We start from the raw sequence: 15,107 nt of genomic DNA, 5'->3' as shown, positions 1-15,107 counted from the left end.
GAACGTTCATTACTGGTGTCATAACCTCTTACGATTTTACCAGTAGAATCTCTTTCAACTTTGTGCTTTGGAGAATCGTACATTTTACGTTGGTTTGCCGGGTCATCATCTTCGCTAAAGCGATCAAAAAATCTTGTAGATCCAGCATCACCATCTCGATACCCTCTGTTGTCACTATCGGAAAAATTGGTTCTTAAATATGTTTCGTTTTCGTCAACCGGTACCATAAGGATCTCTCCCGGAAGATTCACTGCTACTACTTTTCCATTTGGTAAGGTGTCAAAAACAATACTGTCTCTAAGAATGTTTACCTTTCCATCCTCACCAATGGCTGTTTTGGTATAGATATTTCCACGGTAATAGTTAAAGTCACTTATTTCGTCATCTACTATAGGTCTGTAGACGTCAGCTACCCATTCGGCAACATTACCTGCCATGTCATACAATCCAAGGTCATTAGGTTTATAAGATTTTACTTCGGCTGTAATATCGGCACCATCGTCTGACCATCCTGCAATTCCGCCGTAATCTCCTTTTCCTTGTTTAAAGTTGGCCAATTGGTCACCTCTACCAACACGTTGTCCGTTTCTGGTGTATTCGCCTTCCCATGGATATTTCTTTCTGCCACGGTAATTGTTATATTCTCTGCTTCCCTGTAAGGCAGCAGCTGCATATTCCCATTCAGTTTCAGTAGGCAATCTGTATTCAGGAGAGATGATCCCACTGCTGCGTTTTGCAAAAACAGAAACAGAATCTTTCTTATTCTTTCCCTGTAGGGAATCTATTTGACCATTATATACAGATTCTGGTCTGTTTAAATAAGCTTCTGTATTAAAGGTACCCGCAACCTCACCAGTTACCGCTTGGTATTTAGCATCTTTTGCCAGAAATCCTTCTCTCTCCAAAACGGCCTCATTAACTCTGTCTGTTCTCCATTCTGCAAATTGTGTTGCCTGGATCCAGTTTACACCAACTACAGGATACTCTGCATAGGCAGGGTGACGCAGGTAATTGTTGGTCATGGTCTCATTAAAACCTAATCGGTTTCTCCAAACCAAGGTATCTGGAAGGGCTCCTTTATATATATTCGCGTATTTTGGATTTTCAGGTGGATAAACACTCTTTAGGTAATCCAGGTATTCCAAATACATAACATTGGTTACCTCAGTTTCGTCCATATAAAAAGACTGCACGTGTTGTGAAGTAGGAGTATTGTTCCAATCGTGCATAACATCATCTTGTACTTTCCCTTTTGTAAATGTACCTCCTTCAATAAAGACAAGTCCAGGAGATGTTTCCTGCTCCTTAAAATCGGAGTTGTATTGAAAACCACCTTCCTTCGCATTGATCTTCCATCCTGTGGCACGTGAAGTATTTTTTGAACTAGACGATTTTTTACAGCTGGTGGCTGTAAATCCTGCTACTAGCACTGTGCAAGAGAGTACAACTTTGATAAATTGTTTTTTCATCTGTTGATCTTTGATTTAAATTCCTTCCGGACTTTTTTAAGCTTTGGATCATCCTTATAATGAGAACAATCCTGTGTTTATTGATTTTATTAAGACTTTCGGCTACTTAAACGATGTTTTGAGCATAATATTTTACAGCCGTTAAAATAATTTAGGCCCTTATACTATATGATATCAGGCCAACTTTACAAATTCATAACGGAACAAATATCATTATAGTATGAAGCTGAGATATTCTTTGTGGCATATACTGTTAAAATTATGTCGGACTAGCAGGTCGAACACTGTGAATCGGACTCGCATCGATGAAATACCTCTGTCGGGCCTCTAAAACAACTGAAATAATACTACTTTTTATACAAGATATTTTCAAAAAGGCCGTTTACCACATGTACAAATAATTAATCCTGAGAGAACCCAGGAGTGAAATACCTGCTTAGCCTCTCCTCTGCCTGCATTTGTACTAATAGATTGCAGGGTTTGAAACAAGAATAAAAGAATTGAATAATTTTATTTAGTGTGAAAAAAATGAAAAACTTAATAGGCGTCTTTTTATTGATATTTGTTTGTAAAGGTTTTGCTCAACAAGATAGAGTGATCACCACTGCTGTTCCCTTCCTTACTATTGCGGCCGATGCCCGTGCTGCTGGAATGGGTGATATGGGAGTCGCAACTTCGGTAGATGCCTTTTCGCAACAATGGAACCCCGCCAAATTTGCTTTTGCAGAAAGGAAAATGGGAATAGGGGTAAGTTATACACCTTACCTGGAAAGTATTATTACAGATATCTCCTTACTTAACGGTAGTTTCTACAATAAGATCAACGATAGGAGTGCATTTGCTTTTAGCTTGCGATATTTTACCCTGGGTGAAATTGAGCTCAGGCAATTTGCAAATGATCCGGGGACCTTGGCAAAACCGAATGAATTGGCATTAGACGGATCGTATTCCTTAAAATTAAGCGATCAGTTCTCCATGGCCGTTGCAGGTCGTTTTATCAGGTCAAACTTGAGATTGCCTGAGATCAGTAACGTAGATTCCCAGGCTGCCAGCTCCTTTGCTGTTGATGTAGCCGGGTATTACAGATCTAAAGAAGTGGCCTTCTCCAGTTTTAATGGTAGATGGCGCGCCGGATTCAATTTATCGAACCTTGGGGGTAAAATTCAATATGATGAGGGTGGACAGGAAAATTTCTTACCGACCAACCTTAAGTTTGGTGGCGGATTCGATTTTATTCTTGATGAAGATAATGTGCTTGGTATAACGACAGAGTTCAACAAACTATTAGTTCCCACCCCGAGAGATTTTGATGGTGATGGAGACGTAGATTCTGCCGATAATGATGAATACCAGCAAATTGGATTTCTGAGTGGCGTATTTGAATCTTTTGGAGATGCTCCAGATGGGATGAGCGAAGAATTCAAAGAGATAACCTGGGCCTTAGGAGCAGAATATTCATACCAACAATCCTTTATGGTTAGAACCGGGTATTTCCACGAAAGTGAATTAAAGGGATCCAGAAAATTCTTTTCCCTTGGGGCCGGTTTTAAATTTAAGGCAGCTCAAATAGACCTTTCCTATTTGTTTTCCTCCTCTCAGGTTAGAAACCCGCTGGAGAATACCTTGCGTTTCTCCCTGACATTTAATTTAGGTGAGGAATTCATAAATAATTAAAATAAAATGAACATATATAAACCTGCCTTCGGGCAGGTTTTTTTATTTTAGGGGGGAAGGAATTGTATATTTACCTAATGAAAAGCAAAACACTTTCATTTCAGCTAAGCATATTTGAATCACTGGCTGAACTACCCAAAGAAGATCAGGAACTTATTAGCCTGGCTTCACAGGCCAAAGAGAATGCCTATGCACCCTATTCTCACTTTAAAGTAGGTGCTGCCGTATTACTTGAAAACAAACAAGTGGTTATAGGAAGTAATCAGGAAAATGCTTCTTACCCATCCGGACTTTGTGCGGAACGTGTAGCTGTCTTTCAGGCAGGTGCCAAATTCCCCGGGGTTACAATTTTAAAGATCGCCATTGTGGCAAGTTCAGAAAAGACAGCTACCCGGGAACCTGCAGCACCTTGTGGGAATTGCAGACAATCTATTTTTGAATACGAGAATAAACAGAAAAAACCTATTGAACTGCTGCTTATGGGCGGAGAAGGCCCTATTTATAAATGTCTCTCCATAAAAGACATTTTACCCTTGGCTTTCAAGAGTGATTTTCTTGTGTAGAAGGTTCATTATTAAAATACTGCAAGGGCCTTTGTTTACTAGTTTACATGTCTTTTAAGCTTTTTTCTCATTTCTTTTTCTCTATTAATATAATGTGTATTTTTGTTTTCTTCAAGTCATATCACTGGAGCTTATTGATAGGTTTTGGGTAGTAACGAATAAATAATTCACTGAATGAAAAAAATTACCAAGGAGGTCTACTTAAAATGGTATGAGGACATGCTGTTTTGGCGAAAGTTTGAAGACAAATTGGCGGCAGTATATATCCAGCAAAAAGTTCGTGGATTCCTTCACTTATACAATGGGCAAGAAGCTGTATTGGCAGGTGCATTACATGCCATGGACCTAACAAAAGACCGTATGATCACTGCTTATAGGAACCATGTGCAACCTATTGGAATGGGTGTAGATCCCAAAAGAGTGATGGCAGAATTATTTGGAAAAGTGACAGGTACCTCACAGGGAATGGGTGGATCTATGCATATTTTTTCAAAAGAGCACCGTTTTTATGGAGGTCATGGAATTGTAGGAGGTCAAATTCCATTAGGTGCAGGCCTGGCTTTCGGTGATAAATATTTTAAAAGGGATTCTGTAACTCTGTGTTATATGGGCGATGGTGCAGTACGCCAGGGTTCACTTCACGAATCATTTAATTTGGCGATGCTGTGGCAGCTACCAGTAGTATTTGTCTGTGAGAATAATGGATATGCAATGGGTACTTCAGTAGCCAGGACCTCACACTCTACCGAAATATGGAAATTAGGATTAGGATATGAAATGCCATGTGGACCCGTGGATGGGATGGATCCCGTTACCGTTGCAGAAGAAATGAGCAAGGCTATTGAACGTGCAAGAAGTGGGGGAGGACCTACCTTCCTTGAGATGAAAACATACAGGTACAGGGGACACTCAATGTCAGACGCACAACATTATCGCACCAAGGATGAAGTAGAAGAGTACAAAAAAATAGATCCTATAACCCAGGTGCTGGAAGTGATCAAAGAAAAGAAGTATGCTAATGATGATGAGATTAAGGCTATTAATGATAGGGTAAAAAGTCTGGTGAAGGAATGCGAAAAATTCGCAGAAGAGTCGGATTATCCACCTGTTCAGCAACTTTATGACATGGTATACGAACAAAAGGATTATCCGTTTATAGAACACAAATTATAGATACATGGCAGAGATCATAAATATGCCCAGGCTAAGTGACACCATGGAAGAAGGTACTGTCGCAAAATGGCTTAAGAAGGTAGGGGATAAGATAGAAGAGGGTGATATATTAGCTGAAATAGAAACGGACAAGGCCACTATGGAATTTGAATCGTTTCATGAAGGAACGCTTTTACATATTGGCATAGCTGAAGGAGATGGTGCGCCTGTTGATTCCCTTTTGGCAATTATTGGTGATGAGGGTGAAGATATTTCAGCTTTGTTAAAAAGCGGTTCTGCGGAGGCAAGTCCAGTAAATGAAAGTCCAAAAGTGGATGAAGCACCAAAGACAAGTGCACCCGAAACTTCTGACACAGAAAAAGAGGTTGCCGAAGTACCCGAAGGAGTAGAGGTCATTAAAATGCCTCGTTTAAGTGATACAATGGAAGAGGGTACTGTAGCTACCTGGCTAAAGAAAGTGGGTGATGATGTTGAGGAGGGAGATATCCTTGCTGAAATTGAGACAGACAAGGCCACCATGGAATTTGAGTCGTTTTATTCCGGGAACCTGTTGTATATAGGCATAAAAGAAGGAGAATCTGCACCCGTAGATGATGTTCTGGCTATTATTGGTCCAAAAGGAACAGATGTTGATGCTATTCTAAATCAAAAATCCGGGGGAGCTCAGGAAAAAACCTCAGAGAAAACCGAAACAGAAAGCAAAACGTCACCTGTTGCTGAAACCAAAGGTTCTGATTCAACTGAAGCAGCTGTTACGCATGACGGACAGCGCATCTTTGTTTCCCCTTTGGCTAAGAAAATGGCAGAAGATAAAGGGATAAATCTTACTACTGTAAAAGGTTCCGGAGATCATGGCAGGATCGTAAAACGAGATATTGAGAACTTTAAACCATCAGAATCTGCTGCACCTGCGGCTACAGTTGCCGATGCGGCAGCATCTCAACCTCAAACAATGAAGCCTGTTATTTTACCGGTTGGAGAGGAAGGGTCTGAAGAAGTGAAAAACTCTCAAATGCGAAAGGTCATTGCCAAGCGTTTGGGCGAATCTAAATTTTCTGCTCCTCATTACTACCTTACCATTGAGGTAGATATGACAAATGCTGCACAATCAAGGGTGCATATCAATAATCTACCAGATACCAAAGTTTCGTACAATGACCTGGTGTTAAAAGCATGTGCCATGGCACTGCAAAAGCATCCTCAGGTTAATACCAGTTGGAACGGTGATACCACACGTTACAACAAACACATTCACATGGGAGTAGCGGTAGCGGTGGAAGATGGACTTGTAGTACCTGTATTAAAATTTGCAGATCAGTTAAGCCTTACTCAAATAGGAGGGGCTGTTAAAGACCTGGCAGGGAGAGCACGTATCAAAAAGTTAACCCCGGCCGAAATGGAGGGAAGCACTTTTACAGTCTCCAATTTAGGGATGTTTGGAATTTTGGAATTTACCTCTATCATAAACCAGCCCAACTCAGCCATTTTATCGGTAGGTGCTATTGTTGAAAAGCCTGTTGTGAGAAACGGAGAGATAGTTATAGGCAGCACCATGAAATTAACGCTAGCTTGTGACCACAGAACAGTAGATGGCGCAACTGGAGCTCAGTTCTTACAAACACTCAGAGCATTTATGGAGAATCCGGTAACCATGCTGGCATAACACAAGATAGTGGTGAATAATTAAAACATAAATTTTACAAAAGCATTTGTGGTATTCATAAATGCTTTTTTAGTTTATTAAAATAATATGTAAATGAAAAGAAGTCTGATATTTTTATTTCTTGTCCTGCTGATGGCCTGCAAGGCTACTAATCGTTCGCCTATTGCAGAGGAGATAGATATTGCAAATTTCTCCAATGCAACCATTATTGGAGATCATATGAACTTTCTGGCTTCAGATGCTTTAAGAGGAAGGGATACGGGATCGGAAGGTATCGATCTTGCGGCATCCTTTATAATAGATAAACTGGAAGAGAATGGAATAGCATCTTATTACAAGGCATACCAGGATACTTTATCCAATTATGAATCGACTGCCTATAACATCGTTGGTGTTTTGGAGGGAAATGATCCTTCCTTAAAGGAGGAAGTGATTTTAGTAGGAGCCCACTATGATCACATTGGGGTGATTAAGTCACAAAATGGAGACTCTATTGCGAATGGAGCTAATGACAATGCCAGTGGTACAGCTACAGTGCTAGAATTGGCGCGCTATTTCGCCAAAGCCCGGACCAATAAACGCACCATGCTTTTTGCGTTATTCAGTGCAGAGGAAAAGGGGCTAAAAGGATCTGTACATCTCGCTGAGAAAATGAAAGAAGACGGAGTAAATCTATACGCTGTACTAAATTTTGAAATGACTGGTGCACCTATGACAGATAAGGAGTATCTGGTATACGCTACCGGTTTCAATAAGTCTAATATCGGTACGGTCAGTAATGCCTATGCCGATGAGAATATCGTAGGCTTTTTACCTACGGCAGAAGGATATAATTTATTTCTACGTTCGGATAATTACCCTTTTTATGAGGTCTTTAAGATCCCTGCACATACCTTTTCTACCTTCGATTTTACGAACTTCGACCATTATCACAAGGTAGGGGATGAACCTGGTATCATGGATTTTTCACATATGGCTTCCGTGGTAAATAAAATGATCCCGGTGGTTCAGGGAATCACAAACGCAAGTACAAAAGAGATCGTTCTTAACTAATGGCAAACGTAATCATTACCGGATGCAGCAGAGGAATTGGCTATGAGCTGGCAAATTTATTTGCCAGGGCAGGGCACAAAGTATTGGCCTTGTCTAGAAATGAAAAGCCGATACGCGATTTGAATCATAAGAATATTAACAGCTTCTCCTTTGATATTACAGATGATATATCTCTTAAGAAGGTTTCAGACTTTATAAAGGCTCATTGGAAAGAAGTAGATGTTTTGATTCACAATGCGGGATTGCTGGTCAATAAGCCGTTCTTGGAAACCACCGCAGAAATGTTCGAAAATGTTTATAGCGTAAATGTCTTTGGAGTTGCTGCACTTAGCAGAACTGTTATACCATTTATGTCTGGAAAAGGTCATGTTGTTACTATTAGCTCCATGGGAGGTGTTCAGGGAAGTTCTAAATTCCCCGGTTTAGCTGCCTATAGCTCAAGTAAAGGAGCTGTAATAACCTTAACAGAGTTACTTGCGGAGGAATTCAAAGAAACAGGTCCTTCATTCAATGTGCTGGCTCTTGGAGCGGTACAAACAGAAATGTTGGAAGAAGCCTTTCCGGGATACAAGGCCCCGGTAACAGCCAGCCAAATGGCTAGCTACATAATGGACTTCGCCCTTACAGGCCAACAACTTTATAACGGGAAGTTACTTCAAGTGTCTAAATCTACTCCTTAGATCACTAGATTCTTTGGAATTTTTGCTGGCAAGGTTCAATGCAGAAGAAGGAGACAATTAAATAGCCTTCCCGTATCTCTAACCTTAGTTCAGTGGAAAATTCGCTTTCACAAACAATTTGATAACCTACATCCAAAGCAAGATAGTTTCCTTGTGTATCCTCATTGGCCATGGTGGAGAAATCACAAACGTTACCATTGGATGAATACGTGCCGTCTGCTTTAAACGTTATGTTCTTCTGACTGTTCACAGGACGAAAGTCACCACTGCCATCGCCCGGGTCGGCGTACATCTCTATTAATCTCCAGGTCCCTTCCAAAGCATTATTGGGATTGATGTCATCCTTTTTGCAGGAGCACAGAAATAGCATAAAAAATATAACAGATATAGATCTTGCCATGGTAACCAGGACTTTACATAAAGATACTTAATCCTGTAAAAGGTTGTTTTTATTTGGGCAATTTCAGGTATCAGTAAATGGTAGAAACCTTATTTTTGTTTTATGGATCGCATTTTGCAGAAGTATCTGCCAGAACGGGCAATAGCCCCTTGTCTTAAACTTATTAAGACCAACAAGGTACATTTAAAGGTGGTTAACGAAAGAATAACTCGTCATGGTGATTACCGACTATTGCCTGGCGGTGCACATCAAATTACCGTAAATGCTAATCTTAATCCCTATAGATTTCTTATTACATTAATTCACGAAATAGCCCATCTGGTGGCCTTTGAAGCATATGGGAGGCGCATAAAACCTCATGGAAAGGAATGGAAAAACACATTTCAATATCTCATGCTTCCTTTCTTAAGGCCAGAAATATTTCCATCTACACTATTACCCCATCTGGCGAAACATTTTCGCAATCCAAAGGCAAGTAGTAGTACGGATGCAAGATTGGCTATAGCTTTGAAGAATTATGATCCTCCTACAGATAATACATTTGTATATGAGTTGCCCATTGGGAGTATTTTCAGATTATACAATGGCCGGGTATTTAAGAAGGGAAATCGGAAAGTAAAGCGATATGAATGTATTGAAGTACAGACAGGAAGATTGTATTTGTTTCAGCCTAATGCTGAGGTAGAACTATTAAAAGAATTTGTACATGAAAAATAAGAATTATTATGCGGTGTTAATGGCAGGTGGTGTAGGATCCAGGTTTTGGCCTGTTAGTACCGCTAAGAATCCTAAACAGTTCCACGATATGCTGGGCACCGGAGATACGTTGATCCAAAAGACTTTCAAGCGCCTAAATGCTTTTGTGCCAACTCAAAATATTCTTATCCTGACCAACGAACGCTACAATGATCTGGTCCTGGAACAATTACCCATGATTCAACAAGAACAAGTAGTACTAGAACCTGCCATGAGGAATACCGCGCCGTGTATCCTTTATGCAGCTCTTAAGATCCAGAAGATGAATCCGGATGGTGTTATGATCGTAGCCCCAAGTGATCACTGGATAGAGGATGAAGCTGCATTTGCAAAGGATGTTACACAGTGCTTTGAAAAGTGTAAAGCGGAAGAAGTTCTTTGTACTTTGGGAATACAGCCTTCCTTTCCAAATACCGGTTTTGGGTATATAGAATTCAATAAAGAGCATACCGATTCATTAAAGGAAGTAAAGCAATTTAGAGAGAAGCCAGATTACAAAACAGCAAAGTCGTTTTTAGAACAGGGTAATTTTCTTTGGAATGCAGGCATTTTTATGTGGAGTGTACAAACCATCATTAAGGCCTTTAAAGAACATCAACCAAAACAATATGAATTATTCAGTGCTGGAATTCCTTCTTACAATACTGAGAATGAACGAGGTTTTATTCAAGAGAACTATGCTAAGGCAGAGAATATTTCTATAGATTATGCTATCCTGGAGAGATCGAAGGCGATCTATGTATTGCCAGCAAATTTTGATTGGAATGATCTGGGTACCTGGGGGTCACTTTATGATAAATTAGACAAGGATGATCAGCAAAACGCGGTGGTTAATGGGAAATTACTAGGTATGGAAACCAGCGGAAATATGGTGAGTTTGCCCAAAGGTAAGATAGCGGTAATAGAAGGCCTGGAAGATTATATCATTGTAGATAAGGAAGATGTATTGCTTATTGTGCCTAAAGCAAAAGAACAGGATATTAAAAAGATCGTTGCTGCTACAAAAGCAACTTTTGGTGAACAGTACGGTTAATTATAGATTCAATTATGAAGAAGGAAACCGATCCAGCGAATAAGGACGACATAAAAGGCGCGGAAGAAGTAAAAAAGGAGTTTAAAGGATTTCTGGGTTCTGCCAAAGTTTTTCTGACCGAGTTGTTAGATATCCGTAAGAATACAGACAAGGGAGCTACCAAGGATGCTATTATTGCCGATATTCCTTTTAAAGGACACACAGCATGGATCCTAGTATGTTCCATTTTTATTTGCTCCATAGGATTAAATACGAATTCCACGGCAGTGGTGATCGGAGCCATGCTCATTAGCCCCCTTATGGGGCCTATTCTGGGCATGGGACTGTCCATAGCAGTCAATGATGTTGATTCCCTTAGAAGATCGTTGAGAAGTTTTGCTGTGATGGTAGTTCTAAGTGTCTTAACAGCCTATTTGTTTTTTGCGTTTTTCCCACTGCAGGACGAGTCTTCCGAACTCCTCGCACGCACCCAACCAGACATTAGGGATGTACTTATTGCTTTTTTTGGTGGGCTTGCCCTGGTTATAGCAAGGGCCAAGAAAGGGACAATAGCAAGTGTGATCTTTGGGGTGGCAATTTCTACAGCTTTGATGCCACCGCTATGTACCGTTGGTTTTGAATTGGCGATCGGGAATTTTGAATTAGCCGCCGGGGCAATGTACTTATTTACTATCAATACCATTTTTATCGGACTCGCGACCTTCTCGGTTTTAAAACTGTTGCGATTTCCTATGGTGAAATATGCGGATTCTATAAAGCGGAGAAGGATTGGCAGGATTGCTTCTGCCGTCGCTTTGTTGGTGATGATCCCCGCGGGATTTACCTTTTACAACGTTTTTCAGGAATCTCGCTTTATGAAACAGGCCGATCAACTCATTAAAGAGACAATTGCGATCTACCAGTTCAAGGATAATGGAAGATATATGGAAAATTTGGATGAAATTAAATATAACCCGGACGGAGTCTCAAGCATTGAATTAGTGACCATGGGCGATGAAACTATTCCTGAAAATGTGATCGCCACCTGGAGAAATCAAAAGAACCAATTCTCAAGATTGAAGAATACAGACCTTATATTATTTCAGGGAGGTCAGGATGATTCAGAGGAGAAATTCAAGTATGTTAGTGAACTTTATGAATCTAAAAAAGCAGAGTTGCTCAATAAAGACGAACGCATCCAACTGTTAGAACAGGAATTGGCAGCGTTAAGTAAATTTGCCAAAAAACAGATCCCTTTTACCGATATCAGTGCAGAAGCCAAAAGTAATTACGACAATCTATTTACTTTGTCTTTCTCGTATGTGGTCACCACAGATTTTAGCTCCCAGGATACTATCCCTGTTTTTGAAGTGAAATGGAAAGACCCTGCAGATACAGTAAAGATCCGCGCAGAATCCAGGAAATTGAATGACTGGTTAAAGATCCGGTTAAAAGATGATAAGGTTATTGTTAAGAGCGCTACAGATTAATTGCGTTCTTCAATATACATCTGACGAACTTTTTTGAAAAGCTCGGAAGAATACACAAAATTGGTAACAGCGGCATTGTCTGTTTTAAAGATCTCCTTGTTAGAACCTTCCCATTCCTTTAGACCATCTTTTAAAAAGATGATCTTTTCGCCAATTTCCATGACAGAATTCATATCGTGACTATTAATTACTGTAGTGATATCGTATTCCTGTGTAATTTCCTGGATAAGATTGTCTATGATGATGGCTGTTTTAGGATCGAGACCAGAATTTGGTTCATCACAAAACAGGTATTTGGGATTCATTACTATTGCTCTGGCTATAGCGACCCTCTTTTGCATTCCACCGGAGATCTCAGCCGGGTATTTGTCGTTTGCATCAGATAGGTTCACCCGATTCAATACAAAATTAACCCTATCCAACATTTCTGATTTAGGCTGTTTTGTAAACATATCCAAAGGAAACATCACATTGCCTTCAACGGTCATAGAATCGAACAGGGCGCTGCCCTGAAACACCATACCCATTTCCTGTCTCAGATTGCGCCTTTCACTTGGTTCTAATTCCGAATAAATACGGCCATCGAAACTAATGGTGCCTTGTTCCGGGATTAATAAGCCTAAGAGGCATTTTATGAAAACGGTTTTCCCGGAACCACTAGAGCCAATGATTAAGTTCGTCTTTCCTTTTTCAAAGATGGTACTGATCCCTTTGAGTACATGGGCATCGCCAAATGATTTGTGTATGTTATTTACTTCTATCATTAGCCTAACAAAAGTTGAGTGAGGATATAATTCAATATTATGATCACAACACTGGTCCAAACAAAGGCAGTGGTACTGGCTTTCCCTACTTCTAATGCTCCTCCCTTCATATAATAACCATGATACGAGGGAACGGTGGCAATAACAAATGCAAATACAACCGATTTAATAAAAGAATAGGTAACATGGAAGGGGATAAAATCTAACTGAAGCCCTTCAATAAAGTCGGCACTAGAACTAAATCCGCCGAAAACACCTGCGATCCACCCACCAAATATTCCAACATACATAGCGATCGCAATGGCAAAGGGATACAAAAACATGGCAATGATCTTTGGGAATACCAGGTAATTCAATGAATTTACACCCATTACCTCCAAGGCATCAATTTGTTCGGTAACCCTCATAGTGCCAATACTCGAGGTAATATACGACCCTACTTTCCCAGCCATAATTATGGAGGTAAAAGTGGGTGCAAATTCCAGGATAACCGATTGACGTGTTGCAAACCCGATCAGATTTCGTGGAATTAACGGATTACTAATATTGAGTGCAGTTTGGATAGCCACTACCCCTCCAATAAAGAAAGATATAAAAATGATGATCCCCATAGATCCATAGATCAGTTCATCAATTTCTTTGAGAATGAGGGATTTCATTATTGGCCACTTGGTCGGTTTTTTAAATACCTCACGAACCATTATAGTGTAGCTGCCAATAGAGGATACATAATTCATGCGCGATGGAATGGTTCTTGCTGTAAAAATAATAATATAAACGGTGATATAACCCTGAATTAAAATTTATAGGGTTTATTTAATTATTTTTGTTAGATAAGCTATTAGAATGAAAAAATTACTCTTTTTACTGATACTGGCTAGTTTTAGCTTTGGTTCTCTTTTACCTATAACTTCGGCACAAAATAATTCCAGTGAATCACTTGGTACCAGTCCAAAACTGGTTGTTGGGATCGTAATAGATCAAATGCGCTATGATTATTTAACTCGATTCTGGGTTCATTATGGTGAAGGTGGTTTTAAACGTTTAGTAAATGGTGGATTCACATGTAAGAATACCCACTATAATTATGCACCAACATCCACCGGACCTGGTCATGCGTCTATATATACAGGAACTACTCCATCTACACATGGTATTATAGGTAATAGCTGGTTCGATAAGGCCTCAAGTAGCATAGTCTACTGTGCTTCGGATAACCTTTATACTTCAATAGGTACAGATATGGATACCGGGCAGATGTCACCTCATTGGATGACGGTGTCTACCATTACTGATGAATTGCGGCTGTTTACTCAAAAAAAGGGTAAGGTAATTGCCCTTGCACTTAAAGATCGGGGAGCGGTCTTACCAGGGGGTCATATGGCCAATGCAGCCTATTGGTATAATGGTGGTTTGGAAGGCGATTGGATCAGTAGTTCATATTATATGGAGGAACTGCCTAAATGGGTTCGAGATTTCAATAAATCCAATGCAAGTGAAAAATACAAAAAATCATGGGACACCCTAAAGGATATAAAGACCTACGTTGAAAGTGGTACGGATGATAATATGTATGAAGGCCTATTTGGCGGAGAAGTTGCACCCGTATTCCCTCACGATCTACCTAGCATCTGGGAAGCTAACAGTCAGTTTAATATTTTAAAAGCAACGCCATATGGAAATAGTATCACAGCCGATTTTGCTTTGGCTGCCTTAGATGGTGAAGCACTTGGTAAGGATGATATCACAGATTTTTTAGCAATTAGTTTTAGTAGTACGGATTATGTGGGTCACCAATTTGGAGTAAATTCTAAAGAAATTCAGGATACTTATTTACGTCTGGACCAGGACTTGGAACGATTGCTGAAAGCACTCGATAAAAAAGTTGGTGCCGGAGAGTACGTAGTTTTTCTTACTTCAGATCATGGGGCTGTTGACGTACCAGCGTATTTGCGAGACCAGAAAATACCTGCAGGCTATATGGATTCTAAAGGGATGAGTGCGAAGTTTACTGAATTTATGTCCTTTAACTATGGAGATGCTAAACTCGTCAGGAATTTTAGCAATGCGTCGTTCTTTTTAGATCATAAAGTTATCCGAAACCTCGATCTAAAAGTTGAGGAGGTACAACATGCCATTGCACAAGAATTGTTAAGCTATGATGGTATTAGCAGAGTATTTACAGGTCATCAATTGGTTCAGAACGAATACACTAAAGGTATTCCATATATCATGCAGAATGGTCATAACCAAAAACGTTCCGGAGATGTAATGCTGGTGTTGGATCCTTCCGTAGTATACTACCCCGATACAGGATCAACTCATGGATCGCCCTATGTATATGACACACATGTTCCATTGTTATTCTATGGAAAGGGCATATTAAAAGGAAGCACAATTGAGCGCACTG

The 15,107-nt window shown here is 40.0% G+C and carries 14 protein-coding genes; 10 read left to right on the top strand and 4 right to left on the bottom strand.

Annotation, left to right across the window (positions count from 1 at the left end):
* The coding region (gldJ, locus tag Q0X72_RS08190; RefSeq protein WP_297763898.1) for a gliding motility lipoprotein GldJ at window positions 1-1,469 on the bottom strand (1,469 nt) is incomplete at its 3' end.
* Window positions 1,470-1,997: 528 nt separating this feature from the next.
* On the opposite strand from gldJ, the gene porV reads away from it, so the two are divergent.
* The 6 genes from porV (at window position 1,998) to Q0X72_RS08160 (ending at window position 8,275) form a co-directional block, all read left to right on the top strand.
* Window positions 1,998-3,143, top strand: a complete 1,146-nt coding sequence (porV, locus tag Q0X72_RS08185; protein ID WP_297763896.1) for a type IX secretion system outer membrane channel protein PorV — start codon at window positions 1,998-2,000, stop codon at window positions 3,141-3,143.
* 77 nt (window positions 3,144-3,220) lie between these two features.
* Complete coding sequence (gene cdd, locus Q0X72_RS08180; protein WP_297763894.1) at window positions 3,221-3,706, top strand: cytidine deaminase; 486 nt, start codon at window positions 3,221-3,223, stop codon at window positions 3,704-3,706.
* Window positions 3,707-3,880: 174 nt separating this feature from the next.
* On the top strand, window positions 3,881-4,879 hold the full coding sequence (gene pdhA, locus Q0X72_RS08175; protein WP_297763891.1) for a pyruvate dehydrogenase (acetyl-transferring) E1 component subunit alpha: 999 nt from the start codon (window positions 3,881-3,883) through the stop codon (window positions 4,877-4,879).
* A gap of 4 nt (window positions 4,880-4,883) precedes the next feature.
* Entirely contained in the window at window positions 4,884-6,542 is a 1,659-nt protein-coding gene (locus tag Q0X72_RS08170; protein ID WP_297763889.1) for a pyruvate dehydrogenase complex dihydrolipoamide acetyltransferase, read from the top strand.
* A gap of 93 nt (window positions 6,543-6,635) precedes the next feature.
* Entirely contained in the window at window positions 6,636-7,595 is a 960-nt protein-coding gene (locus Q0X72_RS08165) for a M28 family peptidase (protein ID WP_297763887.1), read from the top strand.
* Entirely contained in the window at window positions 7,595-8,275 is a 681-nt protein-coding gene (locus Q0X72_RS08160; protein ID WP_297763884.1) for an SDR family oxidoreductase, read from the top strand. Before Q0X72_RS08165 ends, Q0X72_RS08160 begins: the two co-directional genes overlap by 1 nt.
* A gap of 4 nt (window positions 8,276-8,279) precedes the next feature.
* On the opposite strand, the gene Q0X72_RS08155 is transcribed toward Q0X72_RS08160, so the two are convergent.
* The gene (locus Q0X72_RS08155) at window positions 8,280-8,675 is read right to left on the bottom strand and encodes a hypothetical protein (RefSeq protein WP_297763881.1); all 396 of its coding nucleotides are present in this window, start codon (window positions 8,673-8,675) and stop codon (window positions 8,280-8,282) included.
* 102 nt (window positions 8,676-8,777) lie between these two features.
* Here Q0X72_RS08155 and Q0X72_RS08150 point away from each other — a divergent pair, with 102 nt between their 5' ends.
* The 3 genes from Q0X72_RS08150 to Q0X72_RS08140 are packed head-to-tail and all read left to right on the top strand — an operon-like array spanning window position 8,778 to window position 11,933.
* Window positions 8,778-9,392 carry a SprT-like domain-containing protein gene (locus Q0X72_RS08150; RefSeq protein WP_297763879.1) on the top strand — a complete coding sequence of 205 codons (615 nt, stop codon included), beginning with the start codon at window positions 8,778-8,780 and terminating at the stop codon, window positions 9,390-9,392.
* Entirely contained in the window at window positions 9,382-10,464 is a 1,083-nt protein-coding gene (locus Q0X72_RS08145) for a mannose-1-phosphate guanylyltransferase (protein WP_297763877.1), read from the top strand. The genes Q0X72_RS08150 and Q0X72_RS08145 overlap by 11 nt, the downstream gene beginning before the upstream one ends.
* A 14-nt stretch (window positions 10,465-10,478) precedes the next feature.
* A complete protein-coding gene (locus Q0X72_RS08140) occupies window positions 10,479-11,933 on the top strand; it encodes a DUF389 domain-containing protein (protein ID WP_297763874.1) in 1,455 nt (484 codons plus the stop codon).
* Here Q0X72_RS08140 and Q0X72_RS08135 read toward each other — a convergent pair.
* Together Q0X72_RS08135 and Q0X72_RS08130 are read right to left on the bottom strand one after the other, a co-directional pair.
* The gene (locus Q0X72_RS08135; RefSeq protein WP_297763871.1) at window positions 11,930-12,697 is read right to left on the bottom strand and encodes an ABC transporter ATP-binding protein; all 768 of its coding nucleotides are present in this window, start codon (window positions 12,695-12,697) and stop codon (window positions 11,930-11,932) included. The two genes, Q0X72_RS08140 and Q0X72_RS08135, sit on opposite strands and share 4 nt — an antisense overlap.
* A complete protein-coding gene (locus tag Q0X72_RS08130) occupies window positions 12,697-13,434 on the bottom strand; it encodes an ABC transporter permease (RefSeq protein WP_297763868.1) in 738 nt (245 codons plus the stop codon). Before Q0X72_RS08130 ends, Q0X72_RS08135 begins: the two co-directional genes overlap by 1 nt.
* A gap of 109 nt (window positions 13,435-13,543) precedes the next feature.
* Here Q0X72_RS08130 and pafA point away from each other — a divergent pair.
* A partial coding sequence (gene pafA / locus Q0X72_RS08125; protein ID WP_297763865.1) for an alkaline phosphatase PafA occupies window positions 13,544-15,107 on the top strand: 1,564 nt, incomplete at its 3' end.

Source organism: uncultured Muriicola sp. (genome assembly GCF_947258935.1).
Lineage (GTDB): Bacteria > Bacteroidota > Bacteroidia > Flavobacteriales > Flavobacteriaceae > Muriicola.
Note: the sequence above shows the minus strand (reverse complement) of the source record. Positions and strands in the feature narration are given on the sequence as shown.

What these genes read in the sequence shown, in the direction of transcription:
- porV (WP_297763896.1), top strand. Translation starts at nt 1,998, where the DNA reads ATGAAAAACTTAATAGGCGTCTTTTTATTGATATTTGTTTGTAAAGGT.
- cdd (WP_297763894.1), top strand. Translation starts at nt 3,221, where the DNA reads ATGAAAAGCAAAACACTTTCATTTCAGCTAAGCATATTTGAATCACTG.
- pdhA (WP_297763891.1), top strand. Translation starts at nt 3,881, where the DNA reads ATGAAAAAAATTACCAAGGAGGTCTACTTAAAATGGTATGAGGACATG.
- Q0X72_RS08170 (WP_297763889.1), top strand. Translation starts at nt 4,884, where the DNA reads ATGGCAGAGATCATAAATATGCCCAGGCTAAGTGACACCATGGAAGAA.
- Q0X72_RS08165 (WP_297763887.1), top strand. Translation starts at nt 6,636, where the DNA reads ATGAAAAGAAGTCTGATATTTTTATTTCTTGTCCTGCTGATGGCCTGC.
- Q0X72_RS08160 (WP_297763884.1), top strand. Translation starts at nt 7,595, where the DNA reads ATGGCAAACGTAATCATTACCGGATGCAGCAGAGGAATTGGCTATGAG.
- Q0X72_RS08155 (WP_297763881.1), bottom strand. Translation starts at nt 8,675, where the DNA reads ATGGCAAGATCTATATCTGTTATATTTTTTATGCTATTTCTGTGCTCC.
- Q0X72_RS08150 (WP_297763879.1), top strand. Translation starts at nt 8,778, where the DNA reads ATGGATCGCATTTTGCAGAAGTATCTGCCAGAACGGGCAATAGCCCCT.
- Q0X72_RS08145 (WP_297763877.1), top strand. Translation starts at nt 9,382, where the DNA reads ATGAAAAATAAGAATTATTATGCGGTGTTAATGGCAGGTGGTGTAGGA.
- Q0X72_RS08140 (WP_297763874.1), top strand. Translation starts at nt 10,479, where the DNA reads ATGAAGAAGGAAACCGATCCAGCGAATAAGGACGACATAAAAGGCGCG.
- Q0X72_RS08135 (WP_297763871.1), bottom strand. Translation starts at nt 12,697, where the DNA reads ATGATAGAAGTAAATAACATACACAAATCATTTGGCGATGCCCATGTA.
- Q0X72_RS08130 (WP_297763868.1), bottom strand. Translation starts at nt 13,434, where the DNA reads ATGAATTATGTATCCTCTATTGGCAGCTACACTATAATGGTTCGTGAG.